This is a genomic window from Paraburkholderia sp. RL17-337-BIB-A (assembly GCF_046025895.1).
Classification (GTDB): Bacteria; Pseudomonadota; Gammaproteobacteria; order Burkholderiales; family Burkholderiaceae; genus Paraburkholderia; species Paraburkholderia fungorum_C.
On sequence record NZ_JARESY010000002.1, the window covers coordinates 744,560 to 761,032 of the forward strand.

At 60.6% G+C, this 16,473-nt stretch carries 15 protein-coding genes and 1 pseudogene; 9 read left to right on the plus strand and 7 right to left on the minus strand.

Annotation, left to right across the window (positions count from 1 at the left end):
* Positions 1-46: 46 nt before the first annotated feature.
* The 3 genes and pseudogenes from P0D84_RS24270 to P0D84_RS24280 form a co-directional block, all read left to right on the plus strand.
* Positions 47-139 (plus strand): annotated as a pseudogene (locus P0D84_RS24270) (LysR family transcriptional regulator); the annotation flags it as partial.
* 13 nt (positions 140-152) lie between these two features.
* Entirely contained in the window at positions 153-1,751 is a 1,599-nt protein-coding gene (locus tag P0D84_RS24275) for an alpha/beta hydrolase family protein (RefSeq protein ID WP_408341130.1), read from the plus strand.
* 129 nt (positions 1,752-1,880) lie between these two features.
* Entirely contained in the window at positions 1,881-3,122 is a 1,242-nt protein-coding gene (locus P0D84_RS24280) for a Zn-dependent hydrolase (RefSeq protein ID WP_408341132.1), read from the plus strand.
* Between the two features lie 61 nt (positions 3,123-3,183).
* Here the strand turns inward: P0D84_RS24280 and P0D84_RS24285 are convergent, their stop codons facing one another.
* Positions 3,184-3,810, minus strand: coding sequence for a methylated-DNA--[protein]-cysteine S-methyltransferase (locus P0D84_RS24285; protein ID WP_408341134.1), 627 nt, complete (start codon positions 3,808-3,810; stop codon positions 3,184-3,186).
* A gap of 212 nt (positions 3,811-4,022) precedes the next feature.
* On the opposite strand from P0D84_RS24285, the gene P0D84_RS24290 reads away from it, so the two are divergent.
* Both P0D84_RS24290 and P0D84_RS24295 read left to right on the plus strand, forming a co-directional pair.
* A complete protein-coding gene (locus tag P0D84_RS24290) occupies positions 4,023-5,393 on the plus strand; it encodes a leucine-rich repeat-containing protein kinase family protein (protein WP_408341136.1) in 1,371 nt (456 codons plus the stop codon).
* A gap of 61 nt (positions 5,394-5,454) precedes the next feature.
* Positions 5,455-6,417: a substrate-binding domain-containing protein gene (locus P0D84_RS24295; protein ID WP_408341138.1), complete on the plus strand. Its 963-nt coding sequence runs from the start codon at positions 5,455-5,457 to the stop codon at positions 6,415-6,417.
* 25 nt (positions 6,418-6,442) lie between these two features.
* On the opposite strand, the gene P0D84_RS24300 is transcribed toward P0D84_RS24295, so the two are convergent.
* The 4 genes from P0D84_RS24300 to P0D84_RS24315 form a co-directional block, all read right to left on the minus strand.
* On the minus strand, positions 6,443-6,727 hold the full coding sequence (locus P0D84_RS24300) for a LysR substrate-binding domain-containing protein (protein WP_408345951.1): 285 nt from the start codon (positions 6,725-6,727) through the stop codon (positions 6,443-6,445).
* 93 nt (positions 6,728-6,820) lie between these two features.
* Positions 6,821-7,252: a PRC-barrel domain-containing protein gene (locus P0D84_RS24305; protein WP_408341140.1), complete on the minus strand. Its 432-nt coding sequence runs from the start codon at positions 7,250-7,252 to the stop codon at positions 6,821-6,823.
* A gap of 155 nt (positions 7,253-7,407) precedes the next feature.
* On the minus strand, positions 7,408-7,779 hold the full coding sequence (locus P0D84_RS24310; protein WP_408341141.1) for a DUF4148 domain-containing protein: 372 nt from the start codon (positions 7,777-7,779) through the stop codon (positions 7,408-7,410).
* 320 nt (positions 7,780-8,099) lie between these two features.
* On the minus strand, positions 8,100-9,131 hold the full coding sequence (locus tag P0D84_RS24315; RefSeq protein WP_408341142.1) for an NAD(P)H-quinone oxidoreductase: 1,032 nt from the start codon (positions 9,129-9,131) through the stop codon (positions 8,100-8,102).
* Between the two features lie 152 nt (positions 9,132-9,283).
* On the opposite strand from P0D84_RS24315, the gene P0D84_RS24320 reads away from it, so the two are divergent.
* Positions 9,284-10,159 (plus strand): LysR family transcriptional regulator, encoded by an 876-nt coding sequence (locus P0D84_RS24320; RefSeq protein WP_408341144.1) that lies wholly within the window; start codon positions 9,284-9,286, stop codon positions 10,157-10,159.
* A gap of 121 nt (positions 10,160-10,280) precedes the next feature.
* Positions 10,281-10,514: a hypothetical protein gene (locus tag P0D84_RS24325; protein ID WP_408341146.1), complete on the plus strand. Its 234-nt coding sequence runs from the start codon at positions 10,281-10,283 to the stop codon at positions 10,512-10,514.
* Between the two features lie 233 nt (positions 10,515-10,747).
* On the opposite strand, the gene P0D84_RS24330 is transcribed toward P0D84_RS24325, so the two are convergent.
* Positions 10,748-10,987: a hypothetical protein gene (locus tag P0D84_RS24330; protein ID WP_408341148.1), complete on the minus strand. Its 240-nt coding sequence runs from the start codon at positions 10,985-10,987 to the stop codon at positions 10,748-10,750.
* 1,162 nt (positions 10,988-12,149) lie between these two features.
* Between P0D84_RS24330 and argE the strand changes: the two genes are divergently transcribed.
* Positions 12,150-13,349, plus strand: a complete 1,200-nt coding sequence (gene argE / locus P0D84_RS24335; RefSeq protein ID WP_408341150.1) for an acetylornithine deacetylase — start codon at positions 12,150-12,152, stop codon at positions 13,347-13,349.
* Positions 13,350-13,587: 238 nt separating this feature from the next.
* On the plus strand, positions 13,588-14,922 hold the full coding sequence (locus P0D84_RS24340; protein ID WP_408341152.1) for an MFS transporter: 1,335 nt from the start codon (positions 13,588-13,590) through the stop codon (positions 14,920-14,922).
* Positions 14,923-15,052: 130 nt separating this feature from the next.
* Here P0D84_RS24340 and P0D84_RS24345 read toward each other — a convergent pair whose 3' ends face one another.
* The gene (locus P0D84_RS24345) at positions 15,053-16,075 is read right to left on the minus strand and encodes a PEP-CTERM sorting domain-containing protein (RefSeq protein ID WP_408341154.1); all 1,023 of its coding nucleotides are present in this window, start codon (positions 16,073-16,075) and stop codon (positions 15,053-15,055) included.
* Between the last annotated feature and the right edge of the window lie 398 nt (positions 16,076-16,473).

Consider the following 16,473-nt stretch of genomic DNA (forward strand, 5'->3'; position numbering starts at 1 on the left):
GGTGAACACCGGCGGCGAGCGTGCGCGCCGCTGGCTGAATGCCCACGAACTGCCGAACATCGACGTGACGGTGTCGAGCGGCTATTCACCGGACCTCGCGGATGCACTCGCCCGCGGCAAGCTCTACCTTGCGTTTCTGCACGGAGCCTCACATGCCTCTAGCGATGCGAAATGCGGCCCTCATGCTGCTGACATGTTTGGCGTTGGGCGCCAGCGCTTATGTGCAAGCCGGCTCCGGCTCCGGCTCCGGTTGCGATGCGGAATGTAACTCTCGCGGCCAGCTCCTCGATCATCGCGTCACGCTGCGGCTTAGTGCCGCGGCATTTTCGACATTGCTTGCAGCGAACGCATCCGGCCGGCAACTCGAGCAGATTGCCGGGGCGCCCGCGTGCAGTGTGGAGATCGTGACCTTCCGCTACCGGACCATCGGCGGCGCAGGCGAGCCCACCACCGCGAGCGGCGCATTGATGATTCCGGGCGGACGGTCGGCTGCGTGTAGCGGGCCGCGTCCGCTGATGCTCTACGCGCACGGTACGAGTGCATACCGCAACTACAACATCGCCGATATCACACGAACGGATCCGGGCAACGGCGCCGGCGCAGGGGAGGGCATGGGCGTTGCCGCCATGTACGCGGCCCACGGTTATATCGTGGTGGCGACCAACTACGCCGGCTACGCCGGCTCCGATCTCGCGTACCACCCCTACCTGAATGCCGGCCAGCAATCCGCCGATGTGATCGACTCGCTGCGGGCGGCGCGCGCCGTCCTGAATGAAACGAAGCCGCGAAGCAGGACGCGCGAGGACGGCAAGCTCTTCGTCACCGGCTATTCGCAAGGCGGCTTCGTGGCATTGGCGACGCATCGTGCTTTGCAAGCGGCCGGCATCAAGGTCACCGCATCCGCGCCGGGATCGGGTCCCTATGCGCTCGCCGCCACCGCGGATGCGCTGATCGAAGGCGAAGTGAATCTGGGTTCGACGCTGTTCACCACCTTGATCGTGACGGGCTACCAGCATGCCTATCAGACCATCTATCGCACGCCGGACGACTTTTATGAAGCGGCCTATGCCCCTGACATCGAGAATCTTCTGCCCAGCCTGCAGCCCCTCGATACTCTGATCGCGCAGGGGAAATTGCCCTCGACGCATCTCTTCGACAGCGTTCCTCCCGCACCGCGATTCGCGTCGTTGACGCTGCCGGCATCGCCACCTCTCGCACCGCCCGCGCTGACACCTTTGTTTGCTGCGGGATTCGGCAACGCTAATCTCGTGCGCAACGCCTATCGCCTGGGTCTTCTGGAAGACGCCGCGGCCCATCCCGACGGCGCGTTTCCCAACAGCACGGTTGCCATGACGCCGGCGAAAAATCCCATGCATCCGCTGCGTCAGGCGTTCAAGCGCAATGACTTACGCAACTGGTTGCCGCGTGCGCCGGTTCTGTTGTGCGGCGGCGGCTCGGATCCCACCGTGTTTTTCTTCAATGCACGTATCGAGCAGGCCTACTGGCAGAACGCCAAAGTGCCGGCAGGGCTTACATCCGTGCTGGATGTGGACTCGCCAGCGAGCGGACCTGATGACCCGTACGCGCCCATCAAGCAGGGCTTCGCAAGTGCGAAGGCGACGCTCGCGAATCGGGCCGTGGCAGGCGGAGCAACCGACGGCGGCGCTTCAGCCGTGCTTCGGGCCTATCACGGCGAACTGGTCGCGTCGTTCTGCATGCTCGCCGCGCGGGCGTTCTTCGCTAATTTCTGAGCGTCACAGGCGGGCTAGCTGCACGCGCGAGCGATCGATAGAATCGCCCGGCGTCAAGCCGTGTAATCTTCTCTATGCATGTCGGTAAACCCCTTGGCGGCATAGGCCAACATCAAAGGAAATCTGAACGTGGTGAAGATCGATCCGGACCGGTTGCTGACCGATCTCAAACAGCTGCGCAGCTTTGGCGCCACCGGCCCTGGCGTCGTGCGCCTCGCGCTCTCGCCGGTGGACCTGGCGTCGCGTCGGTGGCTGGCCGGGCGCATGGCGCAGGCGGGACTCGATGCCGTTATCGACGGCGTGGGGACGGTGTTCGGCCGCTCGCGCAAAAGCGGTCCCGCGCTAGTCGTCGGCTCTCATACCGATACGCAGCCCACGGGCGGTTGGCTCGACGGTGCGATGGGCGTCATCTACGGGTTGGAGATCGCCCGCGCGCTGGGCGAGAACGAAGCGACGCGCCACCTTGCCGTGGATGTGGCGTCCTGGATCGATGAAGAAGGCACCTTTTCCGGTTTGCTTGGCAGCCGCAGCTTTGTGGGCGATCCCGTCGAGGAGTCGATCCGAAGCGCCACGAACCGGGAAGGGCAGCGCCTTCACGACGTGCTCGAAGCCGCCGGCCTTGCCGGCTTGCCGCGTGCCCGCTTCGAACACGGCCGGCATGTCGCGTATCTCGAGCCGCATATCGAACAGGGCGGCCGCCTGGAAGCCATCGGCAAGTCCATTGGTGTCGTCACCACGATCGTCGGGCTGCGCGAGTTGCGCTTACGTTTCACGGGGCAGCGCAATCATGCCGGCACCACGCCCATGTCGATCCGGCGTGACGCCGGCGCGGCGCTGGTGGCATTTATCGCGCGGATGAACGACGCGTTCGCGCAACTCGCGGATGCCGACACCGTGTGGACGGTGGGGCGCATCGATCTCGATCCCGGCTCGCTCAGCGTCGTGCCGGGGCGAGCCGATATGTATCTGCAATTCCGCGATGCGAACGCCGCGCGCCTGCGGGCGATGGAGGAGAGACTCGCGGAACTCGTGCGAGACTTCGACGCGCAAGGTCCTGTGGGCGTGGAGCTGACAAGCGCCGACGAAGCCATGGAGCCGGTGACCATGAATCCGGCGCTCGCGGAGCATCTCGCCCGCGCGGCCGAGGCCGTGGCGCCGGGCCAATGGCTGCGCATGCCGAGCGGGGCCGCGCACGACGCCCAGGTCATCGCCCGTTGCATGCCGGCTTGCATGATGTTCGTGCCGAGCATTGGCGGCGTGAGCCACGACTTCATCGAAGATACGGCCGAGGAGCATATCGTCCTCGGTTGCCAGGTCGCGGCCACGGCGGCGGCCGCGATTCTTCAGGAGCAGTGGGCGAGGCGATCGTGACGAAGCCGGGCGGAGCTGTTTAGCGGCGCCGTATGAGGCCACCGCTGCGCCTCGATCTGGCTCAGTTGCCGAACAACGAGGCCTGCGTCCCGCGAGCTGGCGTCGGGCGTGCCGGTTTCGCCGGCGTTTCCCGTTGGAGCTTTTCCGGTGCGGCGGCCGCAGCTACAGCTACAGCCGAAGCCGAATCCGAAGCCGCTTCCAGAGAGGTCTGCCCGGCTTCGAGTGAAAGAAGAAACATCTTGTTCGCCAATCCGCCTGCAAAGCCGGTCAGATCGCCGGACGCGCCGATCACGCGGTGACACGGCGCCACGATCGAGATCGGATTTCTGCCGTTCGCCGCGCCCACGGCCCGCACCGCGTTGAGGTTGCCGATTTGCGTGGCGATGTCCGAGTAGCTGCGCGTCTCGCCGAACGGGATCGTCAGGAGCGCCGCCCAAACCTTCTTCTGAAAATCCGTTCCCTGAAAGTCGAGTTCAAGATCGAACCGGTCTCTCTTCCCCGCGAAATATTCGTTCAACTGCCGCTCGGTTTCGATCAGGATCGGGCGATCGTCCGCCTCGACTGTCTCCGGCAGACGCACCCGGTTCGGCTTGTCGTTCTCCCACAGAATGGCGGCAAGCCGGTTACCGTTTGCAACGAGCTTTAGCTCGCCCACGGGCGAATTCATTAACTTGTAGGCGTAGGTCATTTTGCAGAATCCCTGGCTGGCTGGAGGCTGACATCGCTCGATGCGAGCCTGCGAACTCGCTCTTCAATGGCTCCGATACCTGACAGCTTAAACCGCGTCCTCGCCGAGGTCACGCCGGATCTTGCTATCCAATTCCGCGCGTAGCCCGCGACTCAGTAGAATTGATATCTTGGCATATCGCTCACCGGCAACCGGATATCTTCTCTACGATCGTGGCAACCACTCTCGAACAACTGCGGGCCGGACAACTGGCGGGTACTCGCCGGCTCAAACTGGCGTGCGGGCTGAGCGAATTTCCCCGCGAGATTTTCGATCTGGCCGACACGCTGGAAATTCTCGATTTGTCGGGCAATGCCCTCACGTCGCTGCCCGACGATTTGCCGCGGCTCGGCAAGTTGCGCATCCTCTTTGCTTCTGACAACCCGTTCACGGAATTGCCGGAAGTCCTCGGGCAGTGCCCGCAGCTGAGCATGGTCGGTTTCAAGGCGAACCGCATCCGCAAGGTGTCGGGGACATCGCTGCCGCCGCTGCTGCGTTGGCTGATCCTCACCGACAACGAGATCGAATCACTGCCGCCGGAAATCGGCGCCTGCGCACAGCTGCAGAAGTTGATGCTCGCCGGTAACCGGTTGCGGACGCTGCCTGAGGAATTGGCCGCCTGCTCGCGGCTCGAACTGGTGCGTCTCGCGGCCAATCAACTCGGCGAACTGCCCGTATGGCTGTTGCGTCTGCCGCGGCTTTCCTGGCTGGCATTCGCCGGCAATCCGTTCAGCGAGGCACTGGAAACGGCGGCCTTGATCGATACGCCGATCGCCCACATTGGATGGGACGACTTGAAACTCGAACAGCAGCTAGGCGAGGGTGCGTCCGGTGTGATTTATCGTGCGGCGCTTCTGGCGCGTCATGACAAGGCGAAGCGACCCGTGGCCGTCAAGCTGTTCAAGGGCGCCGTCACCAGCGACGGATTGCCGGACTGCGAGATGGCGGCCTGCATTCGCGCCGGCGATCATCCGAACCTGATTCCGGTGGTGGGTAAAGTGAAGGACCATCCGGCAAGCGCACATGGTCTGGTGATGGAGCTGATCGATCCGCAATTCACAAACCTTGCTGGACCACCGAGCCTCGAGTCATGCACGCGCGACATTTATAGCGCTGGCACGCGCTTCGAGTTGGCTTCGGCGTTACGCATTGCATACGGCATCGCATCGGCAGCATGTCATCTGCATCGGCAAGGCGTGATGCATGGCGATCTGTACGCACACAATATTCTGCACGGCGGCAAGGGTCGCGCGCTGCTGGGCGATTTTGGCGCGGCGTCTTTCTATGCCACTGATCATCGCGATCTCAACCCCGCGTTGCAGCGCGTGGAAGTCAGGGCGTATGGTTGCCTGCTGGAGGAGTTGATCGACCGATGCGACTGGCTGGATGCAGACGCGCCCACTGCGGCGAAGCTGGTGGCGTTGAAAGAGGCCTGCTTGAGCGACGATGTCGGCAGCCGGCCGCTATTCGAGGATATCGTTGCCGTGTTGCGGCGGCTAGCGGGCGCCGGGGATCGGGACGCGGCAGCGTTGGCAGCCATTTGATCCGATGTTTGTGTGAACACAATGCAACCCTTCGTCCGCCACGCCTAAGGAGACAGAATCAATGACGCAGAAGATGCGCCGCCGCGTGCTGGTTGCCGGCACGCTTGCTGCGGCAGGCCTGACCGGTGCGGCCGGTGTCGATGCCATGCAGAGCGGCAAGCTGAAGATCGCCCTCGTGTTGAAGTCGATGAATGATCCGTTCACGGTAGCAATGGCGAACGCCGCGCAGAATTATCAGAAGCATTTTGCGTCGCAGTTCGGCTTGACCATGCGCGGAACGGCAACGGAGAACGACACGGCCGCGCAGATCCGCATGGTGGACGAGTTGATCAAGGCCCGGATGAACGCGATCGTCATCGCGCCGACTGACTCGAAGGCGCTGACCGCGATCGTGGCGCGAGGGATCAAGGCCGGCATCATCATGGTCACCATCGATAACCCGCTTGATGACGCGTCGCAGGATGCCGCCCACATTTCCGTGCCCTTCGTCGGCCCGAATAATCGCAAGGGCGCGAAGCAGGTGGGCGATTATCTGGCGCGACGGCTCAAGCCAGGCGATCAGGTCGGCATTATCGAAGGGAGTTCCGCCGACCGCAATGCGCAGCAACGCACGGCCGGCGCCCAGGACGCAATGAGCGCGGCCGGCATGAAGCTCGTCGGCATACAAGCCGGCGACTGGGACTACGGGAAAGGACGGGACGTTGCGTCGAGGATGCTCGGGGGCTATCCGCAGATTCGTGCGTTGATATGCGGTAACGACAATATGGCAATGGGCGCGGTGGATGCCGTTCGCGATGCGGGCAGAACCGGCGGTGTGTATGTCACCGGCTATAACGACAACGACGCGATCAGGCCGCTGCTCGCGGACGGCCGCGTGCTCGCGACGATGAACCAGTTTGCCGAACGGCAAGCTGTGTTCGGTGTTGATGTAGCGTTGAAGGCCGTGACTGAACAGAGAAAGCAGAGTGAATTGTCGCGGGTCATTGAAACACCACTGCAACTGGTGACTGGCGCGAGTGACTGAGGTTAAGAATCCCGAATCCCTCTTCTCAAGCGACCAGATCCCCCAGCGCCTTGCGCGCACGCACAACAAACGTGGAAGCGACCGCTGAGAGCGATTGCGCCGCCGCGCTCGCGAGATAGACCGGATCGGGCAATTGCGGCTCGAACGGCCGCACGGCCACATCTTTCCCCGCGTAGGCCGCGGTCACCGCATCGAGCAGCGCGACGCCCGCGCCATTCGCGAACAGCGACACGATCGTGCGCGACAGTTGCGGCTCGACGGTCAATTGCCGCGGCACCTCATGCTCGACGAATCGATATGTATGGGAAATGAGGTATGGGAAATGAGCGCTTGAACGGACGAGGCCCGCGCCATCACGCGCGAGCCATCGACCGGGACGACGGCGATAACGCCACTAACGCCACTACTCAGTCTTGACCTTATGCGGCTTGGTCGCCTTTTCGAGTTTGTTGTACTCGAATTCCGGCACGGATTTCAAAGCGTCCTTGGTCGCGCCGGCGAGGAACAGGTTGCCGTCGCGGATCTCGAAGTGGTCGACCGGAATCGCCACGTAGTGCTTGCCCATGCCGAGGAAGCCGCCGACCGAGACGACCGCGTAGGTCGCCTTACGGTCCGGCGAGATGATCACGTCATAGATGCTGCCGATCTTGTCGTTGAGATCGTTGTAGACCGGCTCGTCGACCAGCGCCCGGCGCACGCTCCAGCCCTTCAATAGCGCGTTGGTCTGCTCGACCGTGCCGCCGAGCGGTTGCAGCCCGGCGACTTGAGCGATGGCGCCTTGCGAGGCGCAGATAGCGGTGAGAGCAGCAGCGCAAATCAGTTTTTTTGCATTCATTTTCGGCTCCTGGTTGTCCGTCGAACAATAAGCTTCGTACCAGGAGTAGGGGGAAGCACGTGACGTGCCCGGTCGCCGCCATCGCGTCCTCCACTTCTTCCATCTTGTCGGCTCTGATGGCCTATGCGAACGCCGCCAGTGGCGTAGTCACTGCTTCAAGGCGTCGTCTTCGTCTGCCCGTTCTGACTCGCGCTCATTGCCGCGTCTCTTTCCGCTCGATGTTTGGCGGCAACCTTCGCTTCCGCTGCCTGAAGATCGGCGGGGTACGAACTGTCGTCGCCTTGGGCCGGGTCGTAACCCGCCGCTTCCAATTCCTCGAGTTCATGCCTGACCTCGGCACGCGTGACTCGATGCGTGGCGTAGGCCGGATTTAACGCCGGCGGCGAAGTTTCGATGACATGGTTCGGATCGTTTTGCTGTGTTTCGCTCGGGGTTCGATAAATATCGGCGTCGGTTTTGTTTTGAGCGAATGCACTCGACAGGGTGAGCGTGGTCAGTGAAATGGCGATCACAATGGACTTAATCATTTTAGACTCCTGAGTGTTGAGTTAAGGTGGTGCGATGTGCATTGAGTAGACGCTGCTTCGTCGCTGGATATTCCCGCGCTTCTGAAAGAGATCCGGCTCGATCGAAGCACCTCGAATAATCTCGAGCGAGGTCGGAATAAATGTGCGTCCGCCGGTAAACGCCGCTATTCGGCCACGATTCTCGCGATCGCGAGTCGTTGCGAAACGGACGTTTTGGGTTCAGATGTGCCGACGTTCTGGGAGGCAACTGCAGGCAATCAGGGGGAATCACTCACTCAGGAACCAGCAAGAGGCTTGCCGCTTTGGCGGCAAGCTGGACTTCAGCCAATGAGATCGGCACCTGTCGTAAGGACAATCTTTCCAAAGTGTGTGCCGGAATCGATCAGCTCGTGGGCGCCGCGAGCATCGGCAAGCGCAAAGGTCTTGTAGACAACCGGCTTGATCTTGCCGCTTTCGATATGCGGCCAGACCTGCCGCTCCAGTTCATTGATGATGGTCGCCTTGTCCGCGGAGGTGCGCGATCGCAATGTTGAGCCCATATGCGTCAGACGTTTCGTCAACATCGGCACGACGCTGAGATCCTTCGCCGGCCCCTTGATCACGCCCACCTGAAGGATCCGTCCGTCCATGGCTGCGGCGTCATAGTTTCTAGCCACGTAGTCGCCGGCAATGATGTCGAGGATCGCGTCGGCGCCTCTTCCATCTGTAAACCGCTTCGTTTCGGCGACGAAATCTGCCTCGCGGTAATTTATCGCGAGGTCTGCGCCTAGCGCCAGGCTGGCCTCCCGATGCGCCTGCGAGCCAACTGTCGTGATGATTTTCGCAGCGCCGAATGCCTTCGCCAGCATGGTCGCCGTGGTACCGATACCCGACGCGCCGCCATGGATCAACACCGATTCACCGGCAACCAGCTTGCCGCGCTGAAACAGGTTCAGCCATACCGTCATAAACGTTTCGGGCATGGCGCCCGCTTCCACCAGCGTCAGGCCTTTGGGGACATGCATCGTGTTGCAGGCGTGCGCGACTGCATATTCTGCGTAGCCACCGCCGGGAATCAATGCACACACCAGTTCGCCAAGCCGGAATTGGGACACGTCGGAGCCAACGGCAACCACTTGACCTGCCACTTCCAGCCCTGGGATGTCCGAAGCGCCGGGGGGCGGATCATACAGTCCTTTGCGCTGGAAAACGTCTGGACCGTTCACGGCAGCCGCGTGGATGCGGATCAGAACCTGATCGGCGGCCGGCATCGGCACCGGGCGCGTAGTTGGCACGAGGACCTCAGGACCGCCGGGCTGTTTGATTTCAATAGCCGTCATGGACGACGGCACACGATAAGTTGAAGCAGACATGGATACCACTCCTTCTATAGATGAGGCTCGATTGATCCGGGCGGATCGTTGAACGAGGAACTCTTGCGTTCAGTATAGGCATCGACATTGATGAATATGTGCAGCATTATTCACGTGGTGGGATGCAAATTTGCATCAGGGAGGGCGGCACGATGAACTGGGATGACGCGCGAGTGTTTCTCGCGGTGGAGCGCGAAAAGACGCTTCGTGGAGCGGCCAGAACGCTCAATCTCGATCAGGCGACAGTCGGCAGACGGATTGCGGCACTAGAGCACGCCCTACGTGCAACGCTCTTCCTGCGCACCTCTGACGGTTACGCCTTGACCGCCGCAGGCGAGGCCGCGCTGAAATCAGCGGAGAAAATGGAACACTCCGCACACGAACTCGTCAGACGAACTCAAGGCACGGATACACGGCTTGCGGGGGAGGTAAGAGTCACCAGCACCGACTCGATCGCGCTCGAATTCCTGCTTCCCGCCATCGAACGCCTGCATGCTGCACATCCCGAAGTGCGCGTCCTGCTGGACACGTCGACACGCATGCTAAATCTGGCAAAGCGTGAAGCGGATATCGCGGTCCGCTCAGTCAGGCCGGACAATCCCGATCTGATCGCGCGGCGCCTTGCTCGCTGGCCCATGGCGCTCTTTGCATCGAATGCTTATCTCGAGCAGCACGGCAAGCCCGCCGCTGGCTCCGCATTCGCGGGCCACGATCTTGTTGTCTATCAGGGAAACTGGACCGGTAATCGATCACCGACTCTGGCTGGCGAACCGATACACGCGGGGCGCATCGTATCGACCTTCAATTCCAGCCTCATGCTGCGTACCGCGGTAAAGGCCGGCCTCGGCATCGGTGAGCTTCCGATACACCTGGCTGAACACGACGGCCTCGTGCAGATATGGCCGGAACCCGCACGTGGGGCGGTCTACGAAATCTGGCTCGTCACGCATCAAGACCTTCGGCAAACCGCGCGCATCGCAGCAATGATTGAGGGCATCGTCTCCGCGTTCGAAGATCACTGTTCTTAACGGGTCTCGAAGCCTATTGTCCGGCAGTGATAGTAAAGACCACCGTCTTGAACAATGAGGAATGGCGAATCCTGGTCGTGATCGTTGTGATGTGAGTGGACCGATCCGGCGGGCGTCACGAATGTGGCAAACGGTGACACGAATCGGCAAGGTGCCGGAAGGCGAACTCGACTTCCTGGGCTACACGTATGGGCGGCTGTACTCCGCAACGACTGGCAAGGCCCGTATGGACATGCGTCCGTCGAATAAGAGTATCCGGCGCATGGTCGAAAAGATTCATGCGATGACCGCTCTCAAGACGGTGCGGCAAGAGACCCGGGAGTTGTTGCAGGAGATCTGCATGTCTGGTCGATGAGCGGGATGTGGATCTCGACTCTACCGGCCAAGGAAGTTGGTCGTGGGACCGGGTCCTCACTATCCGCCACGGGGAAGAACTTGGCTTGGGGAATGCTGGCGCGCAGACTACGTTGCGACCGTCGATATGCGCGCCTATCGGCTCTCCGAATACCTAGCCCGGGATATAGGCGGCGGCGTTCGCAGTTTCACTCAGAAGCGGAAAGGTGGCTCCACGTGGGCAAAGAAACACACCTACGCTTGCCCTCTTTCATGCCAATCATCTATCTCGGTTCGAGCCCGATGCTCAAGCGCACTGAGTGCCATCAGTGGGTCGATCTTGGCCCTTGGAATGACCAGTTCGATTGCCGGGGGCGTGCCTTTGCCCTTATCCCCGTCGGTACGTTCAATCACGGCATGGCATACCCACTGAACGCCAAGCTCATCCGCCGCAGCATCGGCGGTCACGCGAAAACCACGATGTTCAAAAGACACAAACCCTCCAGACACAGAACGAAACACAGGTTCCTCGACAACCTGCATGCGAGGACCGCGGGAAGCCTAACATGGGAGCACAACCCTCTGCAGCGAAGTGCCGAATTCGATTACACGCAGCTGACTCTTGCGCAAAAATGCGCACCTCGCTGAAAGGGAGCGCAGCAGGCCCAAAGCAGAACTACAACCAATCGAAACTGTCAGCCGCGCGGACGGGTGCCGGCGCACGAGGGAGTCTGTCACGACTCCGATGCCAATTCCCACCTCGACGATCACCTCGAACGCCTCAACGCCGTCAGCCATGGCATCGGCGAGACAACGCGACGAAGGCGCCACTGCGCCTACGATTGCAGGGCTTCTTAACCATTGCTTGAAGAAACTCAGGTTCATGCGGGGGAAGGCGCACGACGTCGGACGGTCTACGAATGTGCCCCGGTCGTGATGCAATTGCGGAAGCCATTTCGAAAATAGCAGATAGAACTTAACGCGAAACGGACAGGGCCATTACAGATTTGCAATGAGGTACACGGCATCGTCCCCGGCGGAGGTCTGTCGCCTGACGGTGAGCGGTGGGTCGCATGCCGGCCTGGGTGGGCTGATATTTGTGAGAGCGTCCGAACGCAACTTGCGTCGCGAGACTTCTACCAAACTTCGCGGATTACAAAGTTAAAGTTAAAGCTGGTTTAACTGGTACAGGGGTTTTCGGATTTTTGATGTTCTAGCATGGGCCACGTTAAATAACCTGGAGACGAATCACGAGGAATTATCGCGTCGCCTGCCTATTTCGGAGCATTCCATGTATTTCCTAGCCGCGTTCGTAGTCAAAGTCGCTCAAGGCAACGCCTTTCATCGCGCCACGTCGAGCGCACCGACCACGAAGAGGATTTCGCGCTTTCCCTGGCTTTGACATCCTGTTGCCGGCGGCCCGCCCTGATCAAAGGGAGGCTGGCGGCGCGCCGCAGCACTTCATGTCCGGCCGGCCGCGCTTGGAGGGCGACGCCGACGACACTTAATTTTCCGGGAACGGAGTGGGTAATGCGGCTCTACGGGCACGCGAGTTGGAGCTGGAGAAATCGGGTTTTCCGGCAATGAGGAAATGCACGATTCGCAGCGAACGCCCACCCTTCCAGTATCTGAACGTGATGTAGACACCGAAACGCATATGAATGTACGCAACGATAGCAACCCCCTTTCGGCAGCCGTGGAATGGGTTTCCCGACTGGTGGAGATCGAGACGGTCAGCCGGAACTCGAACCTGGGCCTGATAGAGACGGTCCGTGACTTTCTTGGGGGCGTCGGCCTGAAGACACACCTCACCTACGACGCCCACAAGACCAAGGCCAATCTGTTTGCGACGATTCCCGCCGCGGACGGACGCGTGGAAGGCGGGATTTTGTACTCGGGCCATACGGACGTCGTTCCGGTGGACGGCCAGGACTGGCACACCGACCCCTTCCGCGCAGTGATCAAAGACGACCGTCTGTACGGACGGGGTAGCGCCGATATGAAAGGGTACCTTGGCGTCCTGCTTTCCCTTGTGCCGGAGCTGACTAACGCGCACCTCACGGAGCCGGTTCATCTTGCATTCTCGTTTGACGAGGAAGTCGGTTGTCTCGGCGTGCCTCTGCTCCTTGCCGACATGCGTGAGCGCGGGATCCGCCCCACAGGCTGTATTGTGGGCGAGCCGACGTCCATGCGCCCGGTTATTGCCCACAAGGGCCTGAATCACTATCGATGCTGCGTGGTGGGCCGCTCCGTCCATTCGTCGCTGACCCCGTCGGGCGTCAATGCAATCGAATATGCAGCCCGGCTCATCTGCTTCATCCGCGACATGGCGGATGAGTTTCGCCGCACGGGCCCCTTCGACAAGGACTTCGACGTGCCGTACACGACGGCGCAAACCGGGCTGGTGCGGGGCGGGGTTGCGCTGAATACGGTACCGAACGCATGTGAGTTCGATTTCGAGATCCGGGACTTGCCCGGCACCGATGTGCGCCATCTGGTGCGCCTCATCGAGGCGTATGGGGCGGACCTCGAAGCACAGATGAAAGCCGTGTTCGATGGCGCCAGCGTGACATTCTCCTGCCTGGGGGCTGCTCCCTCACTTTCCGAAGTGGAGGCGTCCGCGATCGTCCAGCTGGCCAGGGCGCTCACGCACGATTCAGTCCGCCGCAAGGTCGCCTACGGCACGGAAGCGGGCTACTTCTCGAGTGCAGGCGTACCTACGGTAGTCTGCGGCCCTGGCAACATTGAGCAGGCGCACCGTCCAGATGAGTTCGTCGAACTCGCACAACTGCAGAGTTGCGAGGCCTTCCTCAGGAGCGCGACGCTGCTGACCGTACCGGACGGCGTTGGCGCCTGAAGCCTGCACAGTCCCTCACGGTAAAGGCAACGCGGCGCAACGACGCTGGTTATGACCATGCTGGAAAGAGTCCATAACCAGCCTGCGTTCTCGCAACCCATGTCTGTATTACTAGCGATACGGGTCGCACGGCTATCTATTTGAATTCGGACTCATTTGTTTGAGCATTGAAACACCCGGTATGGCTCATGGCCGCAGCGTGATGCGCCAGTTCCCCTGAAGATGACGGAGAGACTTGATGGACCACACAATCACGGGCGCGGTGGATAAACGCGCCCCTTACGCTAACGACGAAGTGGCAGCAACCTACAGAAAGGTTAGCTGGAGAGTCGTGACATTCCTGTTTGTCGGCTATCTGGTCGCCTATCTGGACCGCATCAATGTTGGGTTCGCACAACTGCAGATGCAGCATGACCTGGGTTTCAGCGACGCGGTGTATGGACTCGGGGCCGGCATTTTTTTCGCGGGCTACTTTCTCTTCGAAGTGCCAAGCAACCTGATGCTTGAGAAGATCGGCGTGCGCAAGACCATGATGCGCGTCCTGATCTGCTGGGGCGTGGTGTCGGCCTGCATGAGGTTTATTTCCAGCCCGATCGAGTTCTACGTCATGCGCTTCATGCTTGGCGTATTCGAAGCCGGTTTTGTGCCCGGCGCCATCCTGTACCTGACCTACTGGTATCCGGAGACGCGCCGCGCTCGCATGTTGGGCATATTCAGCAGCGCCATAACCATTGCCGGTGTGATCGGTAGCCCGGTTTCGGGCGCCATCATGACGCATCTGGCGGGCGTCTACGGCATGGCGGGTTGGCAATGGCTTTTCGTGCTTGAAGGCATACCCGCGGTTGTACTCGGTCTGCTGGTGCCGTACGTGCTGGTCAATCGTCCTCGCGATGCCACGTGGCTGACTCGCCGCGAAAAAGACATTATCGAGCACCATCTGGCTAGCGAGCCCGAACAGAACGGAGCGGATCGCCGCCGTACGTTTGGTGATGCACTTAAGGATCCGCGCATTTACCTGCTTGCGTTCGTGTATTTCGCCATTATCTGCGGCATATACGCGGTCAGCTTCTGGCTGCCGACCATTATCAAGAATGCCGGCGTTAAGGATGTATTCGACGTCGGTCTGTACTCCACGATTCCCTACGGTGTCGGTGCACTGGGCATGATCTTTATCAGCCGTCATTCCGACGTGAAGATGGAGCGGCGCTGGCACCTGGCTGGTTGCGCGTTCATCGGCGGTGCGGCCCTGGTCATGATCGCGGCGACCACCAGCAACCTGACGCTGGCGCTGGTTGCCTTTGCGATCGCCACCGCGACGATCTTCACCGGCATGCCGCTGTTTTTTGCGCTGCTAACCTCCTACCTGTCCGGTACCGCGGCAGCCGGTGGCATCGCCCTGATCAACAGCCTTGCGCTGATCGGCGGCTTCGTCAGCCCGGCCATCATGGCCTGGGCGAAGACCACCACCGGCAGCTTTACTAGCGGACTCTATATTTTGGCCGCTTTGCAGGTGCTTGCGGGTTTGGTTGTGCTGCTCTGCGTACCTGCCCGGGCATTGCGCGGGACCCGGTAAGCACACGAGCAACAAAGGGGCGGCCTAAGGCCGCCCGCGAACACATACGTTGTCCGGCATGATTTGCTTGCGCTTGAGGAAAGCCTATTTGAATCTATCGCCAGGCCAGGTGCGTGAACCCTGATTCAGGTTAGCGGAAAGTGTTCGAGTCCAAACCACCACTTGTCTCTCCAGCTTCATCCATCGCTTTATCCGCGCTTCGCGAGGCACGTAATTGCTCAGATGCGACAGCCTGCAACGCGCCGGCCTCTCGAGGAGGGATGTTAAGCGCTCGCGCGACCTGCTCTTCGGCACCTAGTTGCCGAGGATCAATGCCCGTGAGACTGCCAAAGATCACCAGTGACTCCAGATAACTTCCAAAACGGCTCGCGTGGTAGTTGTTGCTGGACTCTGGCGGCAGCCCGGCGCGCCACAGGTCTACCTTGCCTGGGCTGATACCGTCATACGGGTTAGGGTCGGCGATACCGTCCTTCATCGCCCGGTTCCAGGCTAGGCCCACCGGCATGACCTTCGCGTTCACCGTGGGGTTCGCAGCTACTGCAAACTGATATCCAGCCTGGACGTGTTTCGCCATTTGTTGAATCGGTGTTCCGTACCAAAGGCTCGACGGCGTTGCATAAACGAGGTCTGCCCGGGACCATGTCGAGAGCAGATCTATTTCGATGGCTGGATTCTTGACGCGCCACATTGCACCGAGCAGCCCAAGATCGCTGGTGATGCGCATGGGATTTCCAGGTGCATCAAAGTCAAGGGTAGTTTGCCCATTCATGACAACCTTGTCCCACGCTCGATCGATAACGTCTCTTTTTGTATCGTAATGCTGCGTCAGAGACGATCCGGGGATCATCTCCATTGAGACGTCGTAGTTCAGGCCGGCCTCTTTGGCAAGTGCCTTGAACATGGCCGGCACACCGCCGATCGCTTTGCATCCGCCCTCCGTCTCAGTGCAACCGTTCAAGTCTGTAACAGTACCCACTCCAAAGCCTTCAACTTCGGTATAGCCCCAGGTGACGCTGCTTCCCATGAAAAGGACGGTGGGAACCGACGTCACACCGGCCATGGCGTTGAAGCTTAGGGAGAACATCCCGGCGGCGGCGAGAGCGCCAACTTTGCCAGAGCATTTTTTGATTGTTACGCGACGCGTGTCATCCATTTTTGTCTCCATTTTTTCTGTGCTTAACGGCGATTTAAAAGGTGGCCACTCATACGGTCGTCTACCGCAACGACGAGGGGCAGTCTGCACGAGATTTTTTCCGCACAACGACGCTCGAAGTTAAAGCACCATTAACTTGAGGTAACAGATGAGCGCCACGTGATTTCATAGTTGGGCAACTCGAAGCGGGCGCGTTCGAACAGAAGCGACTCCTCACAGATTTCTGCCAACAGGTAGCGCGTATGTGTTGGGTGAACGCCATCACACCTCTCTCACGCTGACTTTAAAGTCATCAACCCGCGCCCGCCCGGGACGGCACGGCGCGGCGATGTCAGGCAGTTACAGGGCTCACACGCAACTTCGCCATATGGGTGGCCCGTTCTGTGCATTACACCGGC